We start from the raw sequence: 20,991 nt of genomic DNA, 5'->3' as shown, positions 1-20,991 counted from the left end.
TTTTCAGGCACGTCGGCAAGCACCACCGAACCTGCGGCAATTCGCGAGCAATGCCCGATCTCCAGATTGCCGAGAATTTTCGCACCGGCTCCGATCAGGACACCGTGACGGATTTTCGGATGACGGTCACCGTCTTCCTTGCCGGTTCCCCCGAGCGTAACTCCCTGAAGAATCGAGACATCGTCTTCGATCACCGCCGTGCCACCAACAACGATACCGGTGCCATGGTCGATAAAGATGCCACGTCCAACCGGAACGGCAGGGTGAACGTCAATCTGGAAGACTTCCGATGCCCGGCTTTGCAGGTAAAGAGCAAAGTCCCTGCGTCCCTTGCGCCACAACCAGTTGGCAAGGCGGTGAGTTTGAAGGCCGTGAAATCCCTTGAAATAGAGAACAGGCTCCAGGTAACGAAAGCATGCCGGGTCGCGGTCATAAACAGCAACGATATCAACGCGGAAGATCTTCGCTAGTTCCGGCTCATCTGCCAGTGCTTCAAGATAGGTCTGCCTGATCAGCGATGCGGAAACAATATCCCTGCCCAGACGATCACCTAGCCGGTGCAGAACCGCTTCTTCCAGACTGTCATGATTGAGAACCGTCTCGTAGACAAAAGAAGACAAAGCCGGCTCGGCCGCGACCATCGCCTGCGCTTCTTCCCGCAATTTTTGCCAGACCGGATCATGGGTCGGAACTTGTTTTAAGCCAGCCTTTGTGATCGGTGCCGACATGGCCTGTCTCCTTTTCAAGCCGTCACGTTCGAGCCCTTAAAATAGGACTGTCGTCTGATATTCCAAAATCAAACTTCCTGATATCAGATATGAACCCCTTACATGAATCAGAATTCCAGATGGTCAGGGGACAGGAATTTCTCCGGCTTGTTAGCTTAAAAGTCGGCCGATGTGGAGTGTTTATACCAATGACCATTAAAGAGAGTTCAAACTCAACCAATCCGCTTTTGAATATCAACGGCCAGGTTGCACAGCTCACTTTGAACGCACCGGAGCGAAAAAACGCGCTTCCATTGGCTGCCTGGCAGCGTATTCCTGAAATCCTGGAGCAAGTTCGATGCGAGCCTTCGGTCCGCATTTGTGTTGTGAAAGGTGCAGGAGGCAATAACTTCTGCGCTGGGGCGGACATATACGAGTTTGAGGCGGTTCGATCCAGTCCGGATGCAGCGAAACACTATGACGACATCAATGTCGCTGCATTCAAGGCAATTAAGTCTCTACCTGTTCCCGTAGTGGCGGCAATCGAGGGCCCCTGTTTGGGCGGCGGCCTCGGCATAGCCCTCGCCTGCGATATCCGGATTGCAGCCCGCTCGGCATTTTTCGGCATACCGGCCGCAAAGCTCGGGCTTGCCTATCCACCTGAAGCTCTTGGAGATCTGCTATCGGCTGTACCGCCGGCCGATGCCAAGCAACTCCTTTTCACGGGCGAACGGATCTTCACGGACAAGGCACTTAACATCGGTTTGATCAACGAAATTGTCGAAGAGGGTCAACTTGACCAGCGGATCGAAGAACTTTGCAAAACGATTTGTGCAAATGCGCCACTGTCTCTTAGGGCGGCAAAGCAGGCAATAAATCAGCTTTCCGATCAGGCCAACCACACTGAAATGAACACAGCGCTGGAAAACGCGCAGACCTGTATCGACAGCGAAGACTACCGCGAAGGCTGTCGGGCCTTTCTTGAAAAGCGCCCGCCCGTTTTCAAAGGATGCTGAGCGTTGGTCTCAGGCTGGTTGTGATCTGAATTGCGACTTCAGATCGCAAACCCGATGGAAACTGGAATTGGAAATTTCCATCAAATTTCGAAAACTCGTAACCTTCTCTCTTCAAACAGGTTCAGCTTCGGCTCGAAGCTGCATCAGAAATTCTTCAACAGCTGACGCGAACACATCATTTTTGTCACCGGCGACCATATGACCGGCATCACGGATATCCGTGAATTTTGCATGGGGAACCTGGGTTTGAAATTCCTTCACATGGTCCATCGAAACCAGTTCGGAATTCTGTCCCCGGATAAGCAGCACCGGCAAGGTCAGATTTCCGGTGGCTTTCAGCATGTTGTCCTGCACTTCAGCTGCCAGTCTCGGATCCTGCCTTTGCTTGACGCGCAGGAATGCCGGATCCCAATGCCAGCGGTACCGGCCGTCCTCGTGCAGTCGGAGGTTTTTGGATAACCCTGACAGGTCTTTGGGTCTGGCTCTGTTGGGTAGATATCGGGCAATCGCCTCGGCTGCTTCTTCCACGGTGCCGAAGCCTTCCTCCACCCTGTCTCCCATGAAACCCAGGATCTTGCTAACGCCATCCATATCTATCCGGGGCGTTATGTCGACAAGGACGAGGGCCGACAGGCCGCCAGGGTTTTCCTGGCCTTCCGCAAGCATGCCTGCAAAACCGCCAAGGGACGCTCCGACAACCACAGGCCTGGCACGATGCAGCACCTGCACCTGCCGGGTGACGGCAACAAGGTCCTTGGCAAAGTCGGGAAAACTGTAATTTCCGCTTTCAACCCAGCCGCTTTCACCATGCCCGCGCTGGTCGAGCGAATAAACCGGATGACCGAGATTTGCGATCCGTTTGGCAGCCGCGTCCCAAGAGTGGCGCGTTTGGCCGCCGCCGTGAAGCATGATTACCGGTTGATCACCGGTGCCATAGCGGTCTGCAATGAGGCTGTTTTTTTCCGCCCCCTGGAATTCGACACGTTTCGGGCCCATAAATCCTCCCTGATCCTGCCCCAACTCTTCCGGCGCGTCCTCCCGGCGCGCCATCGGTCCGCTCGGTTTCAAGCTTCGACGTTGTTCAAAAACGCCAGAACCCCCTGCTTGTGGACCTTGTCTCCAACTGCAACCATGTGGTCGCGTCCCGGGATATCGAGTACCTCGGCGTGAGGTATCAATTCGGCCAGTTTTCGGGGAGAACCGGCGATATCATCCTTGGTACCGACCGCGACCAGGACCGGACGCTCGATCCGGGAAACATCTTCCTCACTGATTTTCTGTCTGGAAGAGCGCATGCAGGCGGCAAGGGCACGCCGGTCGGATCCGGTCTGCTCGGCAAACGCCCTGAAAGCACGACCCGTTCGGTCGGAAATGTCCTGGATACGATCAGCTTCAAGCGCTGAAGCGATCGGCTCAGGATCGCCGACACCACCGACCATGCCGTAACCCAGACCGCTGAAAATTGCCCTGCGCACACGTTTGGGATGGTTGAGGGTCAGGAATGCCGAGATCCGGGCGCCCATGGAATAACCCATGACATCCACATTCTCGATCTTGAGATGATCCAGCAAACGTCTGGTATCTTCCGCCATGATCGGCGCACCATAGGCGGCAGGGTCATAGAATTTCTGGCTGTCGCCATGTCCTCTGTTGTCGACCGCGATGACACGGCGGCCATCCTTCACCAGAAGGTCGACCCAACCAGGATATTGCCAATTCACCTGTTTGTTGGACGCAAACCCGTGGATCAACAGAATCGGGTCTCCCTCTCCCTCGTCCAGATAGGCGATCCGAACCCCGTCGAACTCAAATTGCTGCATGAATGAACTAACCCTTACGTAAACGGAAAACTGATTTGATCCTTACATTAAGAGCATTGGCTGCTATTGGCAAAGCCCAATTGAACACCCGTTTTCGAAAATGCAGAAAACCGCACCTGCGGCGGTGGATCGCATTGCGATGCCTCTACCCTTTTTTTAAACAAGTGGATATGGTCGCCGAAACTTAACTTCGGGGCTGACTTGGGTACTTAACTGTTTCACCAAGTTGTTGGTCTCCCTGAAACCTGGAGGAACGTGACAATGGCGGATCAGGTTGTCCCGCATTTTCAAAATTCCAGCGGACATGATTCAGTTGCCATAGGCGCACGCGAATTCATGTGCATCGGTGCAAACCCACCTTTTGATCACCCACATATCTTTCTGGACATGGGTGTCGAAAACGAGGTTGTCTGCCCCTATTGCTCAACGCTCTATAAATTTGACTCTACCCTGCAGCCCAACGAGTCGTCTCCTTCCGACTGCAACTGGACACCTGCTGCGGCATAAGGCACAGGCCGAATATGAGCCCGACAGGTGAAGCCTCTCAGCCAATTGTTATTGCTGGCGCCGGCATCGGCGGACTGACCGCCGCTCTGGCGCTGCAACGACAGGGCCACGAGATTATTTTGATGGACAAGGCGCAGGAGCTGTCGGAAGTCGGTGCCGGACTTCAACTCTCGCCAAATGCCTGTTCCGTCCTAAATGATCTCGACGTGCTGGAAGCACTAGAGCCGCACGCCTACGCTCCAGAACGTCTCAGGATCTGGTCCGGTGCGTCCGGTCAGCAACTCGCACAGGTCTCGCTCGGATCCTTTATCAAGAACCGTCACGGCCATCCGTTCTGGGTGATCCACCGCGCGGATCTCCAACGGGTGCTACTCGAAAGGGCGACGGAATCCCCTGGCATAACCGTTCAGTTGTCCACGGAAGTTCAAAATATTGCCGCAAGCCCATATGACGGCCTGGCCTGCGCGTTTCAAAACTCAGAACAAACCGGCAGTACGAACTGCAAGGCCTTGATCGGCGCCGACGGTGTCTGGTCGAAAACCAGGCAAATAGTCCCAAGTCACGAAAACGCTCAGTTCAGCGGACAGGTCGCCTACCGGGCTACGGTGCCCATGGATCAGGTTTCACACAAATGGGCCCTCGATTCGGGTCTCTGGCTGCAAAAGAACTCGCATTTGGTTCACTACCCGGTTCGCGGCGGTCGTGAATTGAATATTGTTGCATTGGTTGAAGAGGACTGGCAGGACCAGACTTGGTCCACCAAGGCAGACAGGGAAACCGTTCTGCACGTTTTCAAGGAATGGCCAACCGATATTCGCAATCTGATTGCCGCCCCAGAAACCTGGTTAAAATGGGCACTGTGCAGCGTAAATGCCTCAGGCCCCTGGTCCCACGGTCACATGGCTCTGATCGGTGATGCCGCCCACGCAATGTTGCCCTATATGGCCCAGGGCGCGGCGATGGCCATTGAGGATGCAGCGGTGCTTGCAAACTGCCTCCCTTTGACTGTCGAGAACATTCCCGCAGCATTGAGAGAATATGAACGCCTGAGAAAGCCGAGAGCTGCGCGCATTCAAGGCGTTGCACAGCGCAATGCTCAGATATTTCATTTTTCAGGCGTTCCTGCATTTGCCCGCGACACGGTGCTGCGATTGTCCAATCCCGAGAAACTGGCGGCCCGCTTCGACGATATATATGGTTGGTCTCCCGAACAATGATCAGGCTTTCGCTTGAGCTCGACAAGAAGCTGAGATAAAGCCAATCCCCATCCAAGTGTCAGGGAGTATGGAAATGACCGGTCAGAAGGCAGATGACATTGTAACCGCTGCATTCCTGGTCATTGGCGATGAAATCTTGTCCGGACGAACGAAGGACAAGAACATCGGTTTTGTCGCAGACTACCTCACCTCGCTGGGTATCGACTTGAAGGAAGCAAGGATTGTTCCCGATGAGAAGGAGGAAATCGTATTTGCCGTGAATGAACTTCGCGCGAAATACGATTATGTGTTCACGTCCGGCGGGATCGGTCCAACCCATGACGACATCACAGCCGAAAGCATAGCGGAAGCATTCGGAGTTCCGCTCATTCTGGATCCGCGTGCCGTCGCAATTTTGGAAAAGCACTACGCACCTGGTCAGTTCACTCCGGCTCGTCAGCGCATGGCAAGAATTCCTGAAGGCGCGGAACTGGTTCACAACAAGGTCTCCAAGGCGCCGGGCTTTAGAATCGGCAATGTCCATATCATGGCAGGCGTACCCTCGATCATGCAGGCCATGATGGACGCAATTGCGCCATCGCTCGCAACGGGTAAAAAAATGCTGTCGGAAACCGTTGCTGCTGACATGCCTGAAAGCCGGATCGCTGAACGCCTTGCCGCAATTCAGGACGCGCACCCGCAAACCCTGATCGGATCTTATCCGCAGGCTTCCGAAGGAAAGTTTACAACACAGATCGTTATCCGTTCACGGGACGCAGCCTTGCTGCAGGCAGCCGCGCACGACGTCGCACAGGCTGTTGCCGAGATCACGGGATAATCTGAAGGACAAGAGATGGAAAACCCAGCACAAGACAAAGCATTCCCGGTTTCGTGGGACATGTTTCACCGAGATTCCCGCGCCCTTGCCTGGCGACTGTCGAGTGAAGGTGAATGGAAGGCTATCGTCTGCATAACCCGCGGTGGTCTTGTACCGGCAGGCATTGTAGCTCGCGAACTCGGGATCAGAACAATCGAGACCGTATGTATCGCTTCCTATCACGATTATGACAATCAGGGTAAGCTGGAAGTCATCAAGCCGGTTGACCCGAAGGTCGTTGACCTTGAAGACGGCGAAGGCAGCGGCGTTCTGGTCATAGACGATCTTGTCGACACCGGTAAAACCCTGAAAGTTGTCCGTGAAATGTTGCCAAAGGCACATTACGCCACGGTCTATGCCAAGCCCGTCGGTGTCCCGATGGTCGACACATTCATCACCGAGGTTTCTCAGGACACCTGGATCTATTTCCCCTGGGATATGGGCTGGCAGTTCCAACCCCCCTTGTCGAAAGACACAGCGGGCTAAAGCAAATTTGCAACACAATCAGTGAAACAAAAGGCGCGTTCACCGCTTGGTGAAGACTGCGCCACGTTTCCGCCGGAAAGTTCCTCATAAGGCTACGCGAGGCCGGTCGACCTCAGCTCATACCCTCAGCAAAAACCCGCTTCTCGCGCATATTTACTGAGAGTGTGACCCGGGGTTTGACCGGCCGTTCATGTGTCACAGAACGCAAATACGAAAAGCAAGGTCTTATCAGGAATGGGAATGCTGAACCGACGTTTGTTCCTCGCCTCCGCAGCTGCAGCGCTGGCCGCCGGCTGCACCTCCGGCACCCGAACCGGGCAATTGCCTCCGGCCGGAGCGCAGACGGCGTCCGGAGCCTACATCGCACCGGAGTATTTGCAGATGTATCGGGCAATGCCCGAGGAGCGCTTTCCAATTCCAGCGGTCGATCTGACCAAAATCGATCCGATCTACTACCGGCAGCTTGTCAACTATTCTTCCCCGGAGCCAGCCGGAACCATTGTTGTCGATACCCCCAACCGGTTTCTCTATCTGACAATGGAAAACGGCAAGGCCATGCGCTACGGCGTTGGCATAGGCCGCGCCGGATTCGACTGGGGCGGCAAGGCTCGCATTGCCTATAAACGCCCCTGGCCCACCTGGACGCCGCCCGCAGACATGATCAAACGGGAGCCGGAGCTTGAAGAATTTCGCAATGGCATGGCGCCAGGCCTGGAGAACCCTCTCGGAGCCCGTGCGCTGTACATCTTCGAAGGCGGTCGCGACACGCTTTACAGGTTGCACGGGACTTCGGAAACCTGGTCTATCGGTCAGGCGGTCTCTTCAGGCTGTGTACGCCTGCTGCAACAGGACGTTATTGATCTATACAACAGGGTCCCGGACGGAACGCCTATCGTCGTCCTACAGGCATAACCGGGTATCCCCCGTCCGGCTTTTCAATCGATAACGATCTCAACGGGCTTGATTGCATCGATGCCGTCGAGGCGCACGTCACAACCTATTGCAAAGGTTTCCACTCCGGCTTCGTGTGCTGCTTTGAAAGCAGCAGCGTAGTTGGGGTCGATATCCGAAGCCAGGTTGAGACGACCGCAATCCGGTCTTTGCACGAGAAACACCATGGCTGCCCTGTGCCCTTCGGCAACCATATCCCCCAGCTCCACCAGGTGCTTGGCGCCTCTGACCGTCACACTATCGGGAAACTCGGCAAGTCCGGGTTGGCGCATCAGATGAACATTCTTCACCTCAACGTAGGTTTTATTGCCCCCCTCGCCTTCTAATAGGATATCGATCCTGGAGTTCTTGCCGTACTTCACTTCCCGACGGAGAGTTTCATATTCGGCAAGTTCCTTGATGCGCCCGGCCTCCAGTGCTTCCTCAACAAGCTTGTTGGGATGCGCGGTATTGATCCCGACCAGCGCCCCGTCAGCCTCAATCACTTCCCAGGAATACTTCAGTTTGCGCTTGGGGTTATCGGACCGGGACAGCCAGACACGCGCACCGGGCTCTTTCAGGCCCAGCATCGAACCCGGATTGGCACAATGTGCAGTGATTTCACGACCGTCTTCATCCAGGACCACATCGGCCAGAAAGCGCTTGTAGCGCTTGACGAGACGACCGCTGACGAGCGGAGCTGAAAACTTCATATCGGGCACCTCGAGAGGACGATTTGGTTTTGCAGAAGGTTACTTGGACCAGAAATCGGGATCGAGAAGTACAAGAACCGTAAAGAGTTCAAGACGGCCAACCAGCATGGCGAAAGACAACAGCCACTTAGCACCGTCAGGCAGAGGCGCGAAATGACCGGCAGGGCCGATGACTGGTCCAAGTCCCGGACCAACATTGCCGACAGAAGTTGCCGCAGCTGAGATCGCCGTCACCAGATCCAGGTCGAAGAACGACAAGGCCACGGTGATGATCCCAACGGACCCCATGTACACGACAAGAAACGCCAGAACCGAAAACGACAGTTCAGGTGTCAGGCGCGTCCCGGCATATTCTTCCGACACAATCCTGTGTGGCCGAACCATCCGCCGCAAATGTGCCCGCACCGTGCCGAAAAACACCAGAAACCGGAAAATCTTGATGCCGCCCGTTGTCGATCCCGTGCAACCACCGACAAACATCAGCAAGAAGGTTATGCCGACGACGGGCGCCCCCCATTGCGAGAAGTCGCCGAGTGCATAACCAGTGCCCGTTACGATCGAAACAACGTTGAACGTTGCCTTCAGCAACGCCTCGTCAAACGGGAAATGCATGTTGATCCCGAGATAGACGGTCATCGTCAATGAGACCACTGCAAGGAATCCGAGGAGCGCCCTGACCTGTGGATCGCGCCAGAGCTGCAGCGGACGCCCCCTGAGCGCCTGGATAATGAGCACGAATGGAAGTGCGCCGATTACCATGAAAACGATAGCGACCCAGCCGGACGCCGGATTGGTAAAATAGCCGAAAGACTGGTCGTGGGTCGAATATCCACCGGTGGCGATTGTCGTCAGCGCATGATTGAAGGCATCGAACAACTCCATGCCGGTTGCCAGGTAAGCGGCAATGCACAGCACGGTCAGGAAAAGATAGGCCAGTCCCAATAACCGGATCAATTCAACCGATCGGCTGACGATTTTCTCTGACCGGTCCGAATTTTCGCTTTGAAACAGCTGCATACCGCCAATGCGCAGAAACGGCAGCAGGACGATTGCCATAACGATGATACCGACCCCGCCCATCCACTGAAGCATGGATCTCCAGACAAGCAGCCCCGGAGGCAACCCGTCGATGCCGGTCAGCACCGTTGATCCGGTCGTCGTGAAGCCGGATACTGCTTCGAAGACGGCATCCGCATAACCGACACCCAGCCACAAAAAAGGCAACGCGCCAAATGCGGGCAGCGTCGCCCAGGCCAGAGTGGTCAGGATGAAGGTCTGTCGGGTGTCCAGTCCCTCACGCAGCGCACCGCCAACCGCAAGTGACAGAAGCATCCCGATCATGCCTGTCAGGAGTGCGGAAAACACGAACGCTTGCCAGTCCGCATTTTTCTGCGCGACGTCGACAATCGCCGGAATAAGCATGGCGGTCGCAAGACCGACATACAAAAAGCCGAGGACGTTCAAAACTGGTCTGAGAGAAATCAAGCGGAACTCGTCCCGAAAACCGTTAAAGCGATAGTTGGTATGCCCCTTCTGGACCCAGGTTCATGGTCCTAGCGCTTTTCTGCTCACTTTCCAATGGTTTCCGCAGACGTACCCCCAATGTTAACGCAAAGATTGGATCCGAAGACCGGACTTTGATCGCTGACAAGCTCGCAAAAAATGGACTGACAGCACAATCAACACATTCCTGGTCGGGAAACCGCCTCTCCAGACTGCCCTGTTTCAGAACAGGAAAATGACGATCGATCAAGAAAAACCAAAGCCGCTGCTGCCGCATTGTTGCAACCTGCATTCTTCGCAAACCGAATAAACCGCTTGCCGCGCACTGCAAGACTTCGCGTCAATTTCACCGCTTGCTCCGATAATTGGTGCGATTTTTGAATCATCGAGCATTTTCGACGGCAGATCAGTAAATCAAATAATTTATTCAATTTATAAACAAGTATTCAGAATTTCGTAGTGATTGACCATTACTTTTACGTGCTAACAACAAAAAATCATCCTACGGATGAATTTAACAAGGATTTGGTGCAATCGCAAAGCTTGGTCTACATTCACTTGTATTCCGGATCAGCTTCATCCTGCTCATTATGGTGCTGTGCAGCATCAGCTTGGTATCAAGTCTCAGTTATCTAGAACTGTCCAGAGAAACCGAAGACAGTACTGTTACTCGAATTGATCGCGCCGCCAGGGCAGCAGCGGCAATTCTTGAACATGGAACGAGTGACCTTTTTCAATCGACCTCCGATAGCGATGGAAATCCATCATCACTTCGCCTTTCGGTGCCAACCTATCTGAAATCCAATTCGCAACTGGATCAGTTGATTACCGCCATTGGCAATTCGAACGACGGTGCAGCAAGTCTTTACAAGTGGTCTTCTACCACTAACGTCTTCGATCGGCTCGCGACGACCTTCGACGACACCGAAGGAAGCCTCCATTTCGAGCCATCCATCGACCGGAATCATCCGGCATTTGCCAATCTCGTCGAAGGCAGACCATTCATCGGCAATGTGCCTGTGCAGGGTCGCACCCGATTGGCCTATCTCATCCCTGTTCTGTTGGAAAACAACCAGATTGCCGGAGTTGTTGAGGTCGATGTGGGCGATATGGACGATCTGGCTCTTGCCAAGAGCAGGCTTCAAACCCGAATAGTCTCAGCCGCTATCCTCATTATTGCGCTGGTCGTTTTGATCGGTGGGCTTTTCCTGCGCCGCGAATTCAGACCTCTGCGTCAGCTCGCCAAAACCGCGGAAGAACTCGCCAACGGAAACCAACCGGATCAGGTGCCCTATACCGGACGCCAGGATGAAATCGGTGACCTGGCCCATGGTCTTGAGCGGGTTACCGATCTTCAGGATAAACTGCACAAACTTGCTTACATCGATCAGGTAACGACGGCTGGAAACCGGGCGCGCTATTTTGCCGATCTCAGTGACGCATTGAAACGCTCGAAGTCCGGAACTTTCGGCGCATCGCTCATACATCTGGATTTCAACGGGTTTTCCAAGATAAACGACACTTTTGGTCACCAGATCGGCAACCGCGTCCTTCTTCAGGCCTATGTCCGGATCGCCAATGCCTTTGGTCCCAGTGCCCAGATCGCCCGTATTTCGTCGGATGATTTCTGCATTTTGCTACCGCACGACATTGAAGGCTCGATTGCGGAAACCTGTGCCAACCGGGCAATCGAACTTCTGACCGCTCCGTTCAACATCAATGAAACGGAAATTCGGGTTGAGCCGCGGATCGGAATCGCCCTACTGCCGCAGGATGCTCAGGATGTTGAGACAGCGCATCGGGTCGCAGGACTTGCACTAAGAGCAGCCAAAGAAGGCGACGGTCTTCGATATGAATTCTTCAGCGCACCGCTCAACGAGCGAGTGCAGACTGACATGCTGATGGAAACCCTGTTGCGGGCGGCTTTGAAAACACGGCAGCTCACCCTGCACTATCAACCGCAAATCTGTCCCAAAACCTGTTCGCTGACCGGTCTTGAAGCTCTTGTTCGCTGGCCCAACAAAAATCGCGGATTCATTCCCCCCTCCGATTTCATTCCCATAGCTGAGAAGACGGGTCTCATTCTTGAACTTGGGCAATATGTTCTTGAAGAAGCTTGCAAACAGGCTGCGAAATGGACGGAACAGGGATTTGACTTCGGCCATGTGTCGGTAAATGTCTCGCCGCTTCAGTTCCGGCAACCGAGTTTTGCCGACAGAGTGAAGGAAACCCTTGAAAAGCATAATCTGCCCGCAGACAGATTATGCTTGGAAGTTACTGAAAACGTCTTTGTTGATACCAGCGAACAATGCGTACACGACATCCTGTTGAAACTGCAGAAAATCGGCGTTCAACTGTCGTTGGACGATTTCGGTTCAGGATACTCGTCTCTCATCTACCTCCATCGATTGCCTTTCCAAGAGCTGAAGATCGATCGCGCCTTCATCAGCGAAGCAGATCAGGCCGAGCAAAAGGCACACCTGTTTCAGGCTATTGTTGGCCTCGGGCGCAGTCTGGGTCTCAGGATCATTGCAGAAGGCGCCGAAACGGAGGGAGAATTTGCGTTGGCAGCCATCTATGGCTGCGACAGTGTCCAGGGTTTTTTCTGTTCTCCCGCGGTTCCGGCCAGTCAACTTCGCAACCGGCTTGAGGAAATAAGAAAACTCGCCTCATCCAAAACCATCGCCTGGGAACAGCGACGCGCCTGAAGGCAGCCCAGTCCTTCAACACGGAAAGCTCTACGGCCGTTCCCACAAGAACACCTACCTTTTCCGTTCTGCTGTCATATGCCAATGCCAGGAGCCCGGTTTCCGGTGTTCCCTGTCATGGAGCGAACAAAGATCAAAACCTTCGAAAAGATCAACCAGTTCCGCAGCACTGCAGTAAAAATGAGGATGATCCTTGTCGTCATCTCCGTCTCGCACCCAGGTATCAGGAGCAATTTCCTCACCAATACCGAAGTTGGAATTTCGCTTTGACAGCATTGTGCCTTGATAGATCGCACCGGACTTCAACACGCGTCCGATTTCCGAAACTGCCTTGCGTACGATCGCCGGGTCGCCGTGATAGATCACATTGAACGACAGGACATAGTCGAAACTGTTGTCTTCGAAGGGAAGCTCGGTCATCGGAGCGAGATGTGTTCCGACACTCAGTCCGTCCGCTGCAGCACTTTTCCGAAGTTCAGAAAGTCCCGCTTCGGACAGGTCCATGGCATGGGTTTCAAAGCCTGCCCGGGCAAAGGCAAGAGCATGCCGCCCGACCCCGCATCCAAGGTCTAGCGCCTTCACAGGTCCCTTCTGTTGCAGCTTCTCGATCAAAGCCGAAACATCTTCGTGCGGCTGCAACCAATCTGCCCGCCCCTCTTCCGATTGCCAGCGGTGGTTCCAGGCAAGGTGAGCCGTATCGGTTCTGTTCATCATATGTGCATCGCTCATCGGGGGGATCCCTCCAGTATCCTGTTGCGGGCAAGGTTGCCCAGACGTTCAACGCAAAGCACCAGAGCAAAGATCATCAGGATGATGGTCATCGCAAGCTGGTAGTCAAAAAAATCCATTGCAACCTTCAGCTCGATGCCGATTCCGCCAGCGCCGACCAACCCGAGGACCACAGAGGAACGGGTGGCTTTTTCCAGCGCGAACAAGGAAGTTGTAATGAATGAAGGCATGGCCGCGGGAACCACGGCGCAGAAAATGGTATCGACCTTGTTTGCTCCGGCTGCTGTCAGGGCCTCGCTGGGTCCCTTTTCGACGTCTTCCATCGATTCAGCAAAAAACCGACCGCAGAACCCGACTGTATCCACCGCGATTGCGAGCGTTCCCGCAAAGGGTCCGAGGCCAACCGTGATTACGAAAACCAGAGCCCACACAAGGTCAGGGACCGTTCGGAACAAGGCGATCAGCAACCGCGAAGCCGAATAGAAAACTCGCGCCACAAAGGTCTGCTTGGTGAGCCCTTTTGCGGCCAGGATTGCGAGAGGAAAACTGACGAGGATGCCTAAGATCGTTCCCACAAGAGCCATCTGGAAGGTTTCAAACAGCGCGGTGCTGAGCTGAGGCAACCTCTCCAGGGAAGGTGGCCAGGCGCGCGACAGGAAATCCGCCATGGCCGGCCCACCTGACAAAAGCGCTGAGAACGACCAGCCGGCCCCGTGAAAGGACCAGATTACAAAGGCCGCCAGAGCCACATAAGCGGTAAACTGAAGGGCGCCGGGCCGCTCCAACCGTTCGGGCAAGCCACCTTTCCGGGTATCGGTTGCATCAGCCATAGTGCTTGCTCAAATCACTTGGGACGAGCGTATTGCTTGAAGCATCCAGCACGATCTCACCTTGTTTGAGTGCCAATACACGGTCCGAATAGGACAACGCTTGCTCGACATTGTGCGAGGTGAACAAAAGCGTGATGCCTTCCTCACGCGCCAACTGGTGAAAAAGTTCCATCACCTCATGCCCTGCAACAGGGTCGAGGCTCGCAACAGGTTCGTCGGCAACGACCATCCTTGGCTGCTGCATCAGCGCCCTGGCAATGGCAACCCTTTGCGACTGCCCACCTGACAACTGATCAGCCCGTTTCATCGCATGATCAGCCAGCCCGACCCGATGCAGGCAATCCATGGCCCGATTCCGAAGTGCTGAGGGGGCAAGGAACTGCGTCCATCCACGAAACCCGCCCGACCGGCCCAAATTGCCCTGAATCACGTTGGTCAGGGCCGAAACGCGAGGAACAAGATTATGTTTCTGAAACACAAAACCTACGTCTGCACGCAGCTTGCGAAGAGTTTGAAGGCGTGCGTCAGAGACATCCTGTTCGAACAGTTCAATCGATCCTGCTCCTGGCTCAATCAACCGCAATGCACATCTGAGCGCAGTAGACTTGCCAGCACCGTTGGAGCCGATCAGCGCCACCGCCTCCCTGCTTCGGACCGAAAATGTGATCCCTTGCAAAACGGTCTGGTCTTTGCCGAAGGTCTTGCGCAATCCCTTTACCGAAAGATCACACCGCTTGTCTGCTGTCTGTGCGGTCGGCGGGGTCACCGGCACCTGAGCGCCGGTGATATGCATCTGGGCCTGCCCCATCATTCACCAATGAAATTGTCGTATTGCGGAAAGCCCGCAGTGGAATACATCGACCGGACAAGGTCATAGGCACCGTCTTCAATCGCAACCAGATCCATACCGGAATACTTGTCGTTTTCCTCGTGTTGCAGGATCGCGGATACGATCGCGTCCTTGTTGTCGAGGATTGACGTACGCACACCATCGGCGGTAGCCGGATCGACATGGGAGGCCACCATCAACATGTCGTTCGGCAGATCACCGGAGCGGGCTATCACCCGGAAGAAGCCGTTCGGAACACTTTCATCTTTATTCCGGACATTGATCCAGGAATTGTGATTGGTTCCCATGCCATCGATATCACCCTTTTTCAGGGCTTCGTGTGCGATATTGCGGGACGTATGCAGCTTCTCGATGTCGGTGACCGGGTCAACGTCATAGTCGGCCATCAGCTGCATCGGGCACAGCATGTTGGATGTGGACCCGATGTCACCAAAGGCAACCTTCTTGCCCTTGAGATCCGCCGGACGGGTGAGACCACTGTCGGCACGCACGACAATCGCGCAGTAATAGTCTGGACGCCCCAGCCCGATCAGCGGCGTCGCTTCTGTCAGTTTGTTGATGACAATGTATTCCGCGGGACCAGTGACAACGAAATCGACACGCTTGGCGCGTAGAGCTTCCGCAGCCGCAGTGCGACTTGTGACCGGGAAGAACTCAAACGTATGCTCAGTGGCGTTTTCAAGTGCTTCCTTGAAAGGACCCCATTCGACCTGCAGGCGTTCTAGCCCCTCAACGTCCGTAACCGCCAGTTTGAAATTGTCGGCAAACGAATGTGAAAATGAAGCAGCAAGCACAGCAACCGCTACAGCGGCGGATTTCAATAAACGCATGGTGGAGTCTCCTCAAAGTGCCGAGAACAAGCCGGCGAAGCAGCGAGACCCTAGCGAGGAGAGTGCTGTCAAATATGAAGTTAATATGTACTTTTGACGAATTTTACTAACACGGAACTTTTGATAAATGTAATTTTCCGCACCTGTATGCAATTTTTACTCAAAAACTCCTAGGCTTATCATTTACACGGCAAACAAAACAAAGAACGCCGTCGTAAAACTTCATAAAAGTATAATCGTATAGACATCTAGTCTGCTCCGATATTTGCTAGTTGGCACTCCGTTTTTCGGAGGATCAAATGCTGGTCATTGAGCAATTATCAAAAGTTTTTGGAGATCTGGCTGCGGTCGATAGTGTTTCTCTTGCTATCCCGAAAGGTCAGATGGTCGGCGTCATTGGCCGGTCCGGTGCGGGCAAGTCCACCTTTTTACGCATGGTCAATCGGCTCACGGATCCAAGTCACGGCACCATCATCAATGAAGGTAAGGATGTCACCGCACTAAAGGGCCGCGACTTGCGCCTCTGGCGGGCGTCCTGCGCCATGATCTTCCAGCAATTCAACCTTGTGGAGCGTATGGATGTGCTGACCAACGTTATGGTTGGCAGGATTGCACATACCGGCTTTACCCGCTCGATGATGCGGTCTTTCACTGACGAAGACAGAACCCGCGCGATCCAGGCGCTCGACAGGCTGGATCTTGTGCCTCAAGCACTGCAGCGCGCAGGAACACTGTCCGGCGGTCAACAGCAGCGCGTCGCGATTGCCAAGGCTTTGGTCCAAAATCCCCGCATCATGCTCGCCGACGAGCCAATCGCCTCACTGGACCCGGCCAACGCAACGCGCGTTATGGATGCGTTGCGCGAAATCAACCGGATGGATGGACTGACTGTCCTTGTGAACTTGCACACGCTCGACACCGCGCGGAACTATTGTGACCGGATCATCGCAATGAGGGCCGGCCGGGTCCAGTTTGACGGTGCACCGGAAGCACTTACCAATGAGAAAGTCCGAGAAATCTACGGCACGGACTATCTGGCCGGCGATTTCAACGAAGCGGTGACTTCCACCTCCCTGACAACAGCTTCGCTCCAACTGCCCAAACAGGCTGTCGGCGCGTAACCCCGCGAGAGCAGCTTGCTGCACTCGCGTTTTTTCAGCGGCCGAGGCCGCGTGACCCTGCCGGATCTCCGGCAACATTGGAGCACTAAGATGAAGGCCATTTTCGCAGCAGCAGTATCCGCTGCCGTACTGGCAGCCTCCCCGGCCCTGTCGGAAGGCTGGAAAGACCAGTACAAGACCATCAAATTCGGCATCCTGTCCGGTGAAAACGAAAAAGACCGGATTGCCCGCTACACCCCGTTCGAAAAATATCTCGAGAACCAGCTGGGTGTAGAGGTCGAGATCTTCACCGCCGGATCCTATGACGGTGTGATCCAGGCAATCGCAGCTGACCAGATCGAGTTCGCCTTCTTCGGCTCCTCATCCTACGCAGCTGCATACACTGAAACCGAAGCTGGGGTGGTACCGCTCGTCTCCCGCCTCCAGAAAGACGGCTCCACGGGCTACTTCTCCGTTATTGCGGTGCGCTGTGACAGCGGTTTGAAGACACTGGACGATCTGAAAGGCAAGACGCTGGCATTTGCTGACCCGGACTCCACTTCCGGCTACGCCGTGCCATACTTCAACCTGGCCAAAGAAGGTTACGATCCGAAATCATATTTCGGCGCGATCCCCTTCTCGGGTGCCCATGAAACTGGTGTGCTTGGTGTCTACAACAAGCAATATGACGCCGCCGCCACCTACATCACCAACGAGACCAACGGCATTCCGCAGCGCATGGTCACCAAGGGCATGATCGAAGACGGCGCGATCTGCACCATCTGGAAATCTCCGGAAATCACTTCAGGTCCGCTGGCTGCGCGCGCGAACCTGCCGGAAGACATGATCGCCGACATGCGCCAGGCAATCATGGAAATTCCGGAAAACGACACTCTGGCTTTCATCGAAATGACCGGTGGTGAAGACTCCACGCAAGAAGGCTGGATCGAAGTCGATCACGACCGCTACCAGTGGATCGTCGACATGCGCGACTGGCTGAAGAAACAGCGTCGCGGCGGTTAATCGCCCTCTGAAGAGAGGTGCAGCCCTGTGCCTCTCTTTTTCCTCAGGACAAGAACCGTCATGACAGCACTTTCACCTGCAATCGCACAGTTCGAGGTCGAGTACGCAGCCGCAAGAAAATCAGCGCTACGCACCAACCTGATCTCAACCACCTTCTTTGCGGTTTGCCTTGTTGTTGCCGCCTGGATCGGCGGTTTCTTCGACATGACTGATGTCACACTTTCCAATGGTGACCGGGTCTCGATGTGGAAGATCTGGGCAGGTCTGCCGCGCCTTGGCGAGTATCTCTATAAAACGCTTCCTGTTTTGCATTGGGATACACTTGGTGCTGACATCGCAAACTGGTTCTGGCGCTGGAAAGTCTGGCTCGAGCTTTTGATCGAGACCATTCTGATCGCTTACCTGGCAACACTCCTGGGTGTTGTCGGAGCTTTCCTTTTGAGTTTTCCCGCCTCGCGCAATCTTGCACCGAATGCTCTCGTCCTGAACCTGACGCGCCGCTATCTGGAAATCATCCGTACCGTTCCCGAGCTGGTGTGGGCGCTGATATTCGTCTTTTGCTTCGGTGTCGGACCACTTGCGGGCGTGCTTGCAATCGGTCTTCACGCGACCGGTGCACTCGGCAAGCTCTATTCAGAAGCCAACGAGAACGCAGACATGCGTACAGTGGAAGGCATCAAGGCCTCCGGCGGTTCCTGGTTCGATCAGGTACGCTACGGCATCGTTCCGCAGGTCGTCCCGAACATCATCAGCTACACGTTGCTGCGCTTCGAGATCAACGTACGGGCGTCCTCGATCATCGGTTTTGTCGGTGCCGGCGGACTTGGTCAGGAAATTCGCGTTGCCATGTCACTGCAGGAATACCCCGACCTTTCCGCATTGTTTCTGATCATATTTGTCACTGTGATCGCGATTGACACAATCAGCGAAAAGGTTCGTCACCGAATCATCGGGCTGACTGGCAAGGGAGTATGACGATGTCCGACGCTTCATCCGAGATCGACGCCGCGAGAAAACTGGTCCCGGCAGCGTTCCAGACACCAACGAAAATCAAATTGATCCGTATTGCCGGGTGGTGTGTCTTTGCACTTCTTACCGGTTGGTGCCTTTGGTCTTTCGGGTTCTCACCCGGCCGCATTCTGGAAGGACTGACTCGCTTCGGTGGTGTATTGTCATTCATGTTCCCCCCTTACATCTGGGACACCTGGCAGGAATGGAGAGAAGTCCTGAAAGGGCTTGGCGAAACCGTCGCCATGGCGTTCATGGGAACGTTTCTGGGCGCGATCATTGCGTTCCCTCTCGCCTTTCTCGGGGCTAAGAACATCATGCCGCTCTCCTGGCTGCGGTTGAGCGCCAGACGCGGTTTCGATGCACTCCGGGCGGTGGAGCAGATCATCCTCGCCCTGATATTCATCCGTGCATTCGGCCTCGGTCCGCTCGCCGGCATTCTTGCAATCGCGGTTTCCGAAATCGGCACATTCTCGAAGCTGTTCTCAGAAGCCATCGAAAACACGTCGAACAAACCAGTCGACGGGCTCAAGGCATCCGGGGCCGGTAACCTCCAGACCATCCGCTTTGCGATCCTGCCGCAAGCGCTACCTGTGATCCTGTCAATCATTCTCTATAATTTTGAATCCAACACCCGTTCGGGAACCATTTTGGGAATCGTTGGTGCCGGTGGCATCGGCTTTCTTCTTGCGGACCGCATCAGCGCCTATCGCTGGCCGGAGGCCTGGACAATCATTTTCCTGATCATCCTGACGGTTTACCTGATCGACGGATTTTCCGGATTCCTGCGTAAACGCATCATCGGCAAGGACGAACGCAGCAGGGGGTGAGGATTCCGGGACAATAAACAGAAAGATGTCTGTCATCCTGAACGAAGCAAATTGAATATCCAGGATCCATTGACGTTCCATCAAGCGAGCGGTCACGGGTAGTTTCGGAACACAGTGTTCACGCGGTGGAAAATCCTGACAAACCAAGCGGTCGTCACAGCTTCCTGAAACAAATAAGCCGATGCGTTTCCACGGTTGCATCATAGAGAACCAGTCGAAACCTGTCGCCCCGCCGAACCACAAATATGCTTGAAATTCTAATTAGATATACCAATGTTGGAAGCGCAGGATTTGAGAGACAAATTGACGTTCGGAATCATCTTTTCGGCACCGGAAATCAACGATGAAGACCATTACTGTTGTGAACGATTATCCCGTATCGGCTGATCGTCTTTGGGCACTGGCAGTGGATTATGATGCCCTTGGAAAAGTTATGAAGGGAATTGTGTCCTTTGAAGGTCTTCCAAACGGTCGAGCCCACGCCGGACAAAAACTGGACGTGCGGATATCCCTCTTCGATAAATTTCCCAAGCAGGAATATTATATAGAAATTTTGGAATGTAACGATCGGGAACGGGTGTTAACCTCCAACGAAAAAGGGGCTGGTGTGAAGCATTGGCTTCATAAGCTTCAGATCCTGGAGACTGAAACCGGCAGTCGCCTGATCGACAAAATCGAGATCGATGCGGGCTGGCTCACTCCAATATTCGCCATATGGGCAAGATATCTTTATAGCGCGCGTCACAAGCCCCGGCTAAATTTATTGAAGACCAAGGATTGCCAGACCGGTTGAAACCAGGTCGTCACAAATGCGATCCGACTTCCATTCCACGAACCATCAAAGAACCCTGCGTCCTGCCAACCAGGCGTGTTTAACGAATGGATGTCCGTCATGAACACCAACGTGAAGAAGATCGGCGCGTTTTCCCTGAGCTATCTCACCGCGATCCGCCAATCCTGCAACCCCTGCCGGGGCTTTGGTCACCATTCGGATCGCTGCAGGCAGGTCTTCGCCGAAGTTCTCATCAGCCGCAATCATGAACGCGCTGTCGAGCATGGACCTTGGCACGTAGTCCGACGCCAGAATGTCGACCAGGCCTTCCGCCATCAGATCACTGACGGCAACATTTCCCGATTGTGACCCGCCACGCAACACATTCGGTGCGCCGCCGACCACATGCATGTCGTGCTGTTTCGCCTTGCGCGCAGCTTCGAGCGTGCAGGGGAACTCGGAAACGGTCACACCTTCCGCCAGCGCTTCATCTACATGGTGCAATTCGGTGTCGTCGTGACTGAGCAAGGGGAGCCCATGCTCATGTGCCAGGGCG

General features: G+C 54.5%; 22 protein-coding genes. 12 read left to right on the top strand and 10 right to left on the bottom strand.

The window, feature by feature from the left end:
- Window positions 1–728: serine O-acetyltransferase EpsC (gene epsC / locus K5905_RS05965; protein WP_297581330.1), on the bottom strand; the 728-nt coding region annotated here is incomplete at its 3' end.
- A 188-nt stretch (window positions 729–916) separates the two neighbouring features.
- Here epsC and K5905_RS05960 point away from each other — a divergent pair.
- Complete coding sequence (locus K5905_RS05960; protein ID WP_297581327.1) at window positions 917–1,723, top strand: enoyl-CoA hydratase-related protein; 807 nt, start codon at window positions 917–919, stop codon at window positions 1,721–1,723.
- A 111-nt stretch (window positions 1,724–1,834) separates the two neighbouring features.
- Here K5905_RS05960 and K5905_RS05955 read toward each other — a convergent pair whose 3' ends face one another.
- Together K5905_RS05955 and K5905_RS05950 are read right to left on the bottom strand one after the other, a co-directional pair.
- A complete protein-coding gene (locus K5905_RS05955) occupies window positions 1,835–2,773 on the bottom strand; it encodes an alpha/beta fold hydrolase (RefSeq protein ID WP_367186913.1) in 939 nt (312 codons plus the stop codon).
- A gap of 14 nt (window positions 2,774–2,787) precedes the next feature.
- Entirely contained in the window at window positions 2,788–3,543 is a 756-nt protein-coding gene (locus K5905_RS05950; RefSeq protein ID WP_297581325.1) for an alpha/beta hydrolase, read from the bottom strand.
- A 261-nt stretch (window positions 3,544–3,804) separates the two neighbouring features.
- On the opposite strand from K5905_RS05950, the gene K5905_RS05945 reads away from it, so the two are divergent.
- The 5 genes from K5905_RS05945 to K5905_RS05925 all read left to right on the top strand — a co-directional run bounded on the left by K5905_RS05945 (window position 3,805) and on the right by K5905_RS05925 (window position 7,521).
- Window positions 3,805–4,050, top strand: a complete 246-nt coding sequence (locus tag K5905_RS05945) for a zinc-finger domain-containing protein (RefSeq protein WP_297581323.1) — start codon at window positions 3,805–3,807, stop codon at window positions 4,048–4,050.
- A 14-nt stretch (window positions 4,051–4,064) separates the two neighbouring features.
- Window positions 4,065–5,267 (top strand): FAD-dependent monooxygenase, encoded by a 1,203-nt coding sequence (locus K5905_RS05940; protein WP_297581322.1) that lies wholly within the window; start codon window positions 4,065–4,067, stop codon window positions 5,265–5,267.
- 73 nt (window positions 5,268–5,340) lie between these two features.
- Window positions 5,341–6,084: a competence/damage-inducible protein A gene (locus K5905_RS05935; RefSeq protein WP_297581321.1), complete on the top strand. Its 744-nt coding sequence runs from the start codon at window positions 5,341–5,343 to the stop codon at window positions 6,082–6,084.
- Between the two features lie 15 nt (window positions 6,085–6,099).
- Window positions 6,100–6,609, top strand: a complete 510-nt coding sequence (gpt, locus tag K5905_RS05930; protein ID WP_297581320.1) for a xanthine phosphoribosyltransferase — start codon at window positions 6,100–6,102, stop codon at window positions 6,607–6,609.
- 240 nt (window positions 6,610–6,849) lie between these two features.
- On the top strand, window positions 6,850–7,521 hold the full coding sequence (locus K5905_RS05925) for a L,D-transpeptidase (protein WP_297581319.1): 672 nt from the start codon (window positions 6,850–6,852) through the stop codon (window positions 7,519–7,521).
- Between the two features lie 23 nt (window positions 7,522–7,544).
- Here K5905_RS05925 and sfsA read toward each other — a convergent pair whose 3' ends face one another.
- Both sfsA and K5905_RS05915 read right to left on the bottom strand, forming a co-directional pair.
- Entirely contained in the window at window positions 7,545–8,252 is a 708-nt protein-coding gene (sfsA, locus tag K5905_RS05920) for a DNA/RNA nuclease SfsA (protein ID WP_297581317.1), read from the bottom strand.
- A 39-nt stretch (window positions 8,253–8,291) separates the two neighbouring features.
- Window positions 8,292–9,716, bottom strand: coding sequence for a TrkH family potassium uptake protein (locus K5905_RS05915; RefSeq protein WP_297581333.1), 1,425 nt, complete (start codon window positions 9,714–9,716; stop codon window positions 8,292–8,294).
- A gap of 650 nt (window positions 9,717–10,366) precedes the next feature.
- On the opposite strand from K5905_RS05915, the gene K5905_RS05910 reads away from it, so the two are divergent.
- Entirely contained in the window at window positions 10,367–12,463 is a 2,097-nt protein-coding gene (locus K5905_RS05910; protein WP_297581315.1) for an EAL domain-containing protein, read from the top strand.
- Window positions 12,464–12,517: 54 nt separating this feature from the next.
- Here the strand turns inward: K5905_RS05910 and K5905_RS05905 are convergent, their stop codons facing one another.
- Genes K5905_RS05905 through K5905_RS05890 form a run of 4 tightly spaced genes read right to left on the bottom strand, consistent with a single transcriptional unit; the run spans window position 12,518 to window position 15,702 of the window.
- Entirely contained in the window at window positions 12,518–13,192 is a 675-nt protein-coding gene (locus K5905_RS05905; RefSeq protein ID WP_297581314.1) for a class I SAM-dependent methyltransferase, read from the bottom strand.
- On the bottom strand, window positions 13,189–14,022 hold the full coding sequence (gene phnE, locus K5905_RS05900; protein WP_297581312.1) for a phosphonate ABC transporter, permease protein PhnE: 834 nt from the start codon (window positions 14,020–14,022) through the stop codon (window positions 13,189–13,191). Before phnE (K5905_RS05900) ends, K5905_RS05905 begins: the two co-directional genes overlap by 4 nt.
- A complete protein-coding gene (locus K5905_RS05895) occupies window positions 14,015–14,815 on the bottom strand; it encodes a phosphonate ABC transporter ATP-binding protein (protein ID WP_297581310.1) in 801 nt (266 codons plus the stop codon). The genes phnE (K5905_RS05900) and K5905_RS05895 overlap by 8 nt, the downstream gene beginning before the upstream one ends.
- 14 nt (window positions 14,816–14,829) lie before the next feature.
- A complete protein-coding gene (locus K5905_RS05890) occupies window positions 14,830–15,702 on the bottom strand; it encodes a PhnD/SsuA/transferrin family substrate-binding protein (protein ID WP_297581308.1) in 873 nt (290 codons plus the stop codon).
- 299 nt (window positions 15,703–16,001) lie between these two features.
- Here K5905_RS05890 and phnC point away from each other — a divergent pair, with 299 nt between their 5' ends.
- The 5 genes from phnC (at window position 16,002) to K5905_RS05865 (ending at window position 20,456) form a co-directional block, all read left to right on the top strand.
- A complete protein-coding gene (phnC, locus tag K5905_RS05885; RefSeq protein WP_297581306.1) occupies window positions 16,002–16,823 on the top strand; it encodes a phosphonate ABC transporter ATP-binding protein in 822 nt (273 codons plus the stop codon).
- 90 nt (window positions 16,824–16,913) lie between these two features.
- Window positions 16,914–17,825 (top strand): phosphonate ABC transporter substrate-binding protein, encoded by a 912-nt coding sequence (gene phnD / locus K5905_RS05880; protein ID WP_297581304.1) that lies wholly within the window; start codon window positions 16,914–16,916, stop codon window positions 17,823–17,825.
- 60 nt (window positions 17,826–17,885) lie between these two features.
- Entirely contained in the window at window positions 17,886–18,800 is a 915-nt protein-coding gene (gene phnE, locus K5905_RS05875; protein WP_297581301.1) for a phosphonate ABC transporter, permease protein PhnE, read from the top strand.
- Window positions 18,801–18,802: 2 nt separating this feature from the next.
- On the top strand, window positions 18,803–19,663 hold the full coding sequence (phnE, locus tag K5905_RS05870; protein ID WP_297581299.1) for a phosphonate ABC transporter, permease protein PhnE: 861 nt from the start codon (window positions 18,803–18,805) through the stop codon (window positions 19,661–19,663).
- Window positions 19,664–20,006: 343 nt separating this feature from the next.
- The gene (locus K5905_RS05865; RefSeq protein ID WP_297581297.1) at window positions 20,007–20,456 is read left to right on the top strand and encodes a hypothetical protein; all 450 of its coding nucleotides are present in this window, start codon (window positions 20,007–20,009) and stop codon (window positions 20,454–20,456) included.
- A 45-nt stretch (window positions 20,457–20,501) separates the two neighbouring features.
- Here K5905_RS05865 and K5905_RS05860 read toward each other — a convergent pair.
- Window positions 20,502–20,991, bottom strand: a 490-nt coding sequence (locus K5905_RS05860; RefSeq protein WP_297581295.1) for an amidohydrolase family protein, incomplete at its 5' end; no start/stop codon positions are given.

The sequence above is a fragment of the Roseibium sp. genome, assembly GCF_025698965.1.
Lineage (GTDB): Bacteria > Pseudomonadota > Alphaproteobacteria > Rhizobiales > Stappiaceae > Roseibium.
Note: the sequence above shows the minus strand (reverse complement) of the source record. Positions and strands in the feature narration are given on the sequence as shown.

Excerpts from the sequence above, each read along its gene's own strand:
- K5905_RS05925 (WP_297581319.1), top strand. The coding sequence starts at position 6,850 with ATGCTGAACCGACGTTTGTTCCTCGCCTCCGCAGCTGCAGCGCTGGCC.
- K5905_RS05895 (WP_297581310.1), bottom strand. The coding sequence starts at position 14,815 with ATGCATATCACCGGCGCTCAGGTGCCGGTGACCCCGCCGACCGCACAG.
- gpt (WP_297581320.1), top strand. The coding sequence starts at position 6,100 with ATGGAAAACCCAGCACAAGACAAAGCATTCCCGGTTTCGTGGGACATG.
- phnE (WP_297581299.1), top strand. The coding sequence starts at position 18,803 with ATGTCCGACGCTTCATCCGAGATCGACGCCGCGAGAAAACTGGTCCCG.
- K5905_RS05940 (WP_297581322.1), top strand. The coding sequence starts at position 4,065 with ATGAGCCCGACAGGTGAAGCCTCTCAGCCAATTGTTATTGCTGGCGCC.
- K5905_RS05935 (WP_297581321.1), top strand. The coding sequence starts at position 5,341 with ATGACCGGTCAGAAGGCAGATGACATTGTAACCGCTGCATTCCTGGTC.
- phnE (WP_297581301.1), top strand. The coding sequence starts at position 17,886 with ATGACAGCACTTTCACCTGCAATCGCACAGTTCGAGGTCGAGTACGCA.
- sfsA (WP_297581317.1), bottom strand. The coding sequence starts at position 8,252 with ATGAAGTTTTCAGCTCCGCTCGTCAGCGGTCGTCTCGTCAAGCGCTAC.
- K5905_RS05865 (WP_297581297.1), top strand. The coding sequence starts at position 20,007 with ATGAAGACCATTACTGTTGTGAACGATTATCCCGTATCGGCTGATCGT.
- K5905_RS05950 (WP_297581325.1), bottom strand. The coding sequence starts at position 3,543 with ATGCAGCAATTTGAGTTCGACGGGGTTCGGATCGCCTATCTGGACGAG.
- phnC (WP_297581306.1), top strand. The coding sequence starts at position 16,002 with ATGCTGGTCATTGAGCAATTATCAAAAGTTTTTGGAGATCTGGCTGCG.
- K5905_RS05890 (WP_297581308.1), bottom strand. The coding sequence starts at position 15,702 with ATGCGTTTATTGAAATCCGCCGCTGTAGCGGTTGCTGTGCTTGCTGCT.
- K5905_RS05960 (WP_297581327.1), top strand. The coding sequence starts at position 917 with ATGACCATTAAAGAGAGTTCAAACTCAACCAATCCGCTTTTGAATATC.
- K5905_RS05955 (WP_367186913.1), bottom strand. The coding sequence starts at position 2,773 with ATGGCGCGCCGGGAGGACGCGCCGGAAGAGTTGGGGCAGGATCAGGGA.
- K5905_RS05945 (WP_297581323.1), top strand. The coding sequence starts at position 3,805 with ATGGCGGATCAGGTTGTCCCGCATTTTCAAAATTCCAGCGGACATGAT.
- K5905_RS05905 (WP_297581314.1), bottom strand. The coding sequence starts at position 13,192 with ATGAGCGATGCACATATGATGAACAGAACCGATACGGCTCACCTTGCC.
- phnE (WP_297581312.1), bottom strand. The coding sequence starts at position 14,022 with ATGGCTGATGCAACCGATACCCGGAAAGGTGGCTTGCCCGAACGGTTG.
- phnD (WP_297581304.1), top strand. The coding sequence starts at position 16,914 with ATGAAGGCCATTTTCGCAGCAGCAGTATCCGCTGCCGTACTGGCAGCC.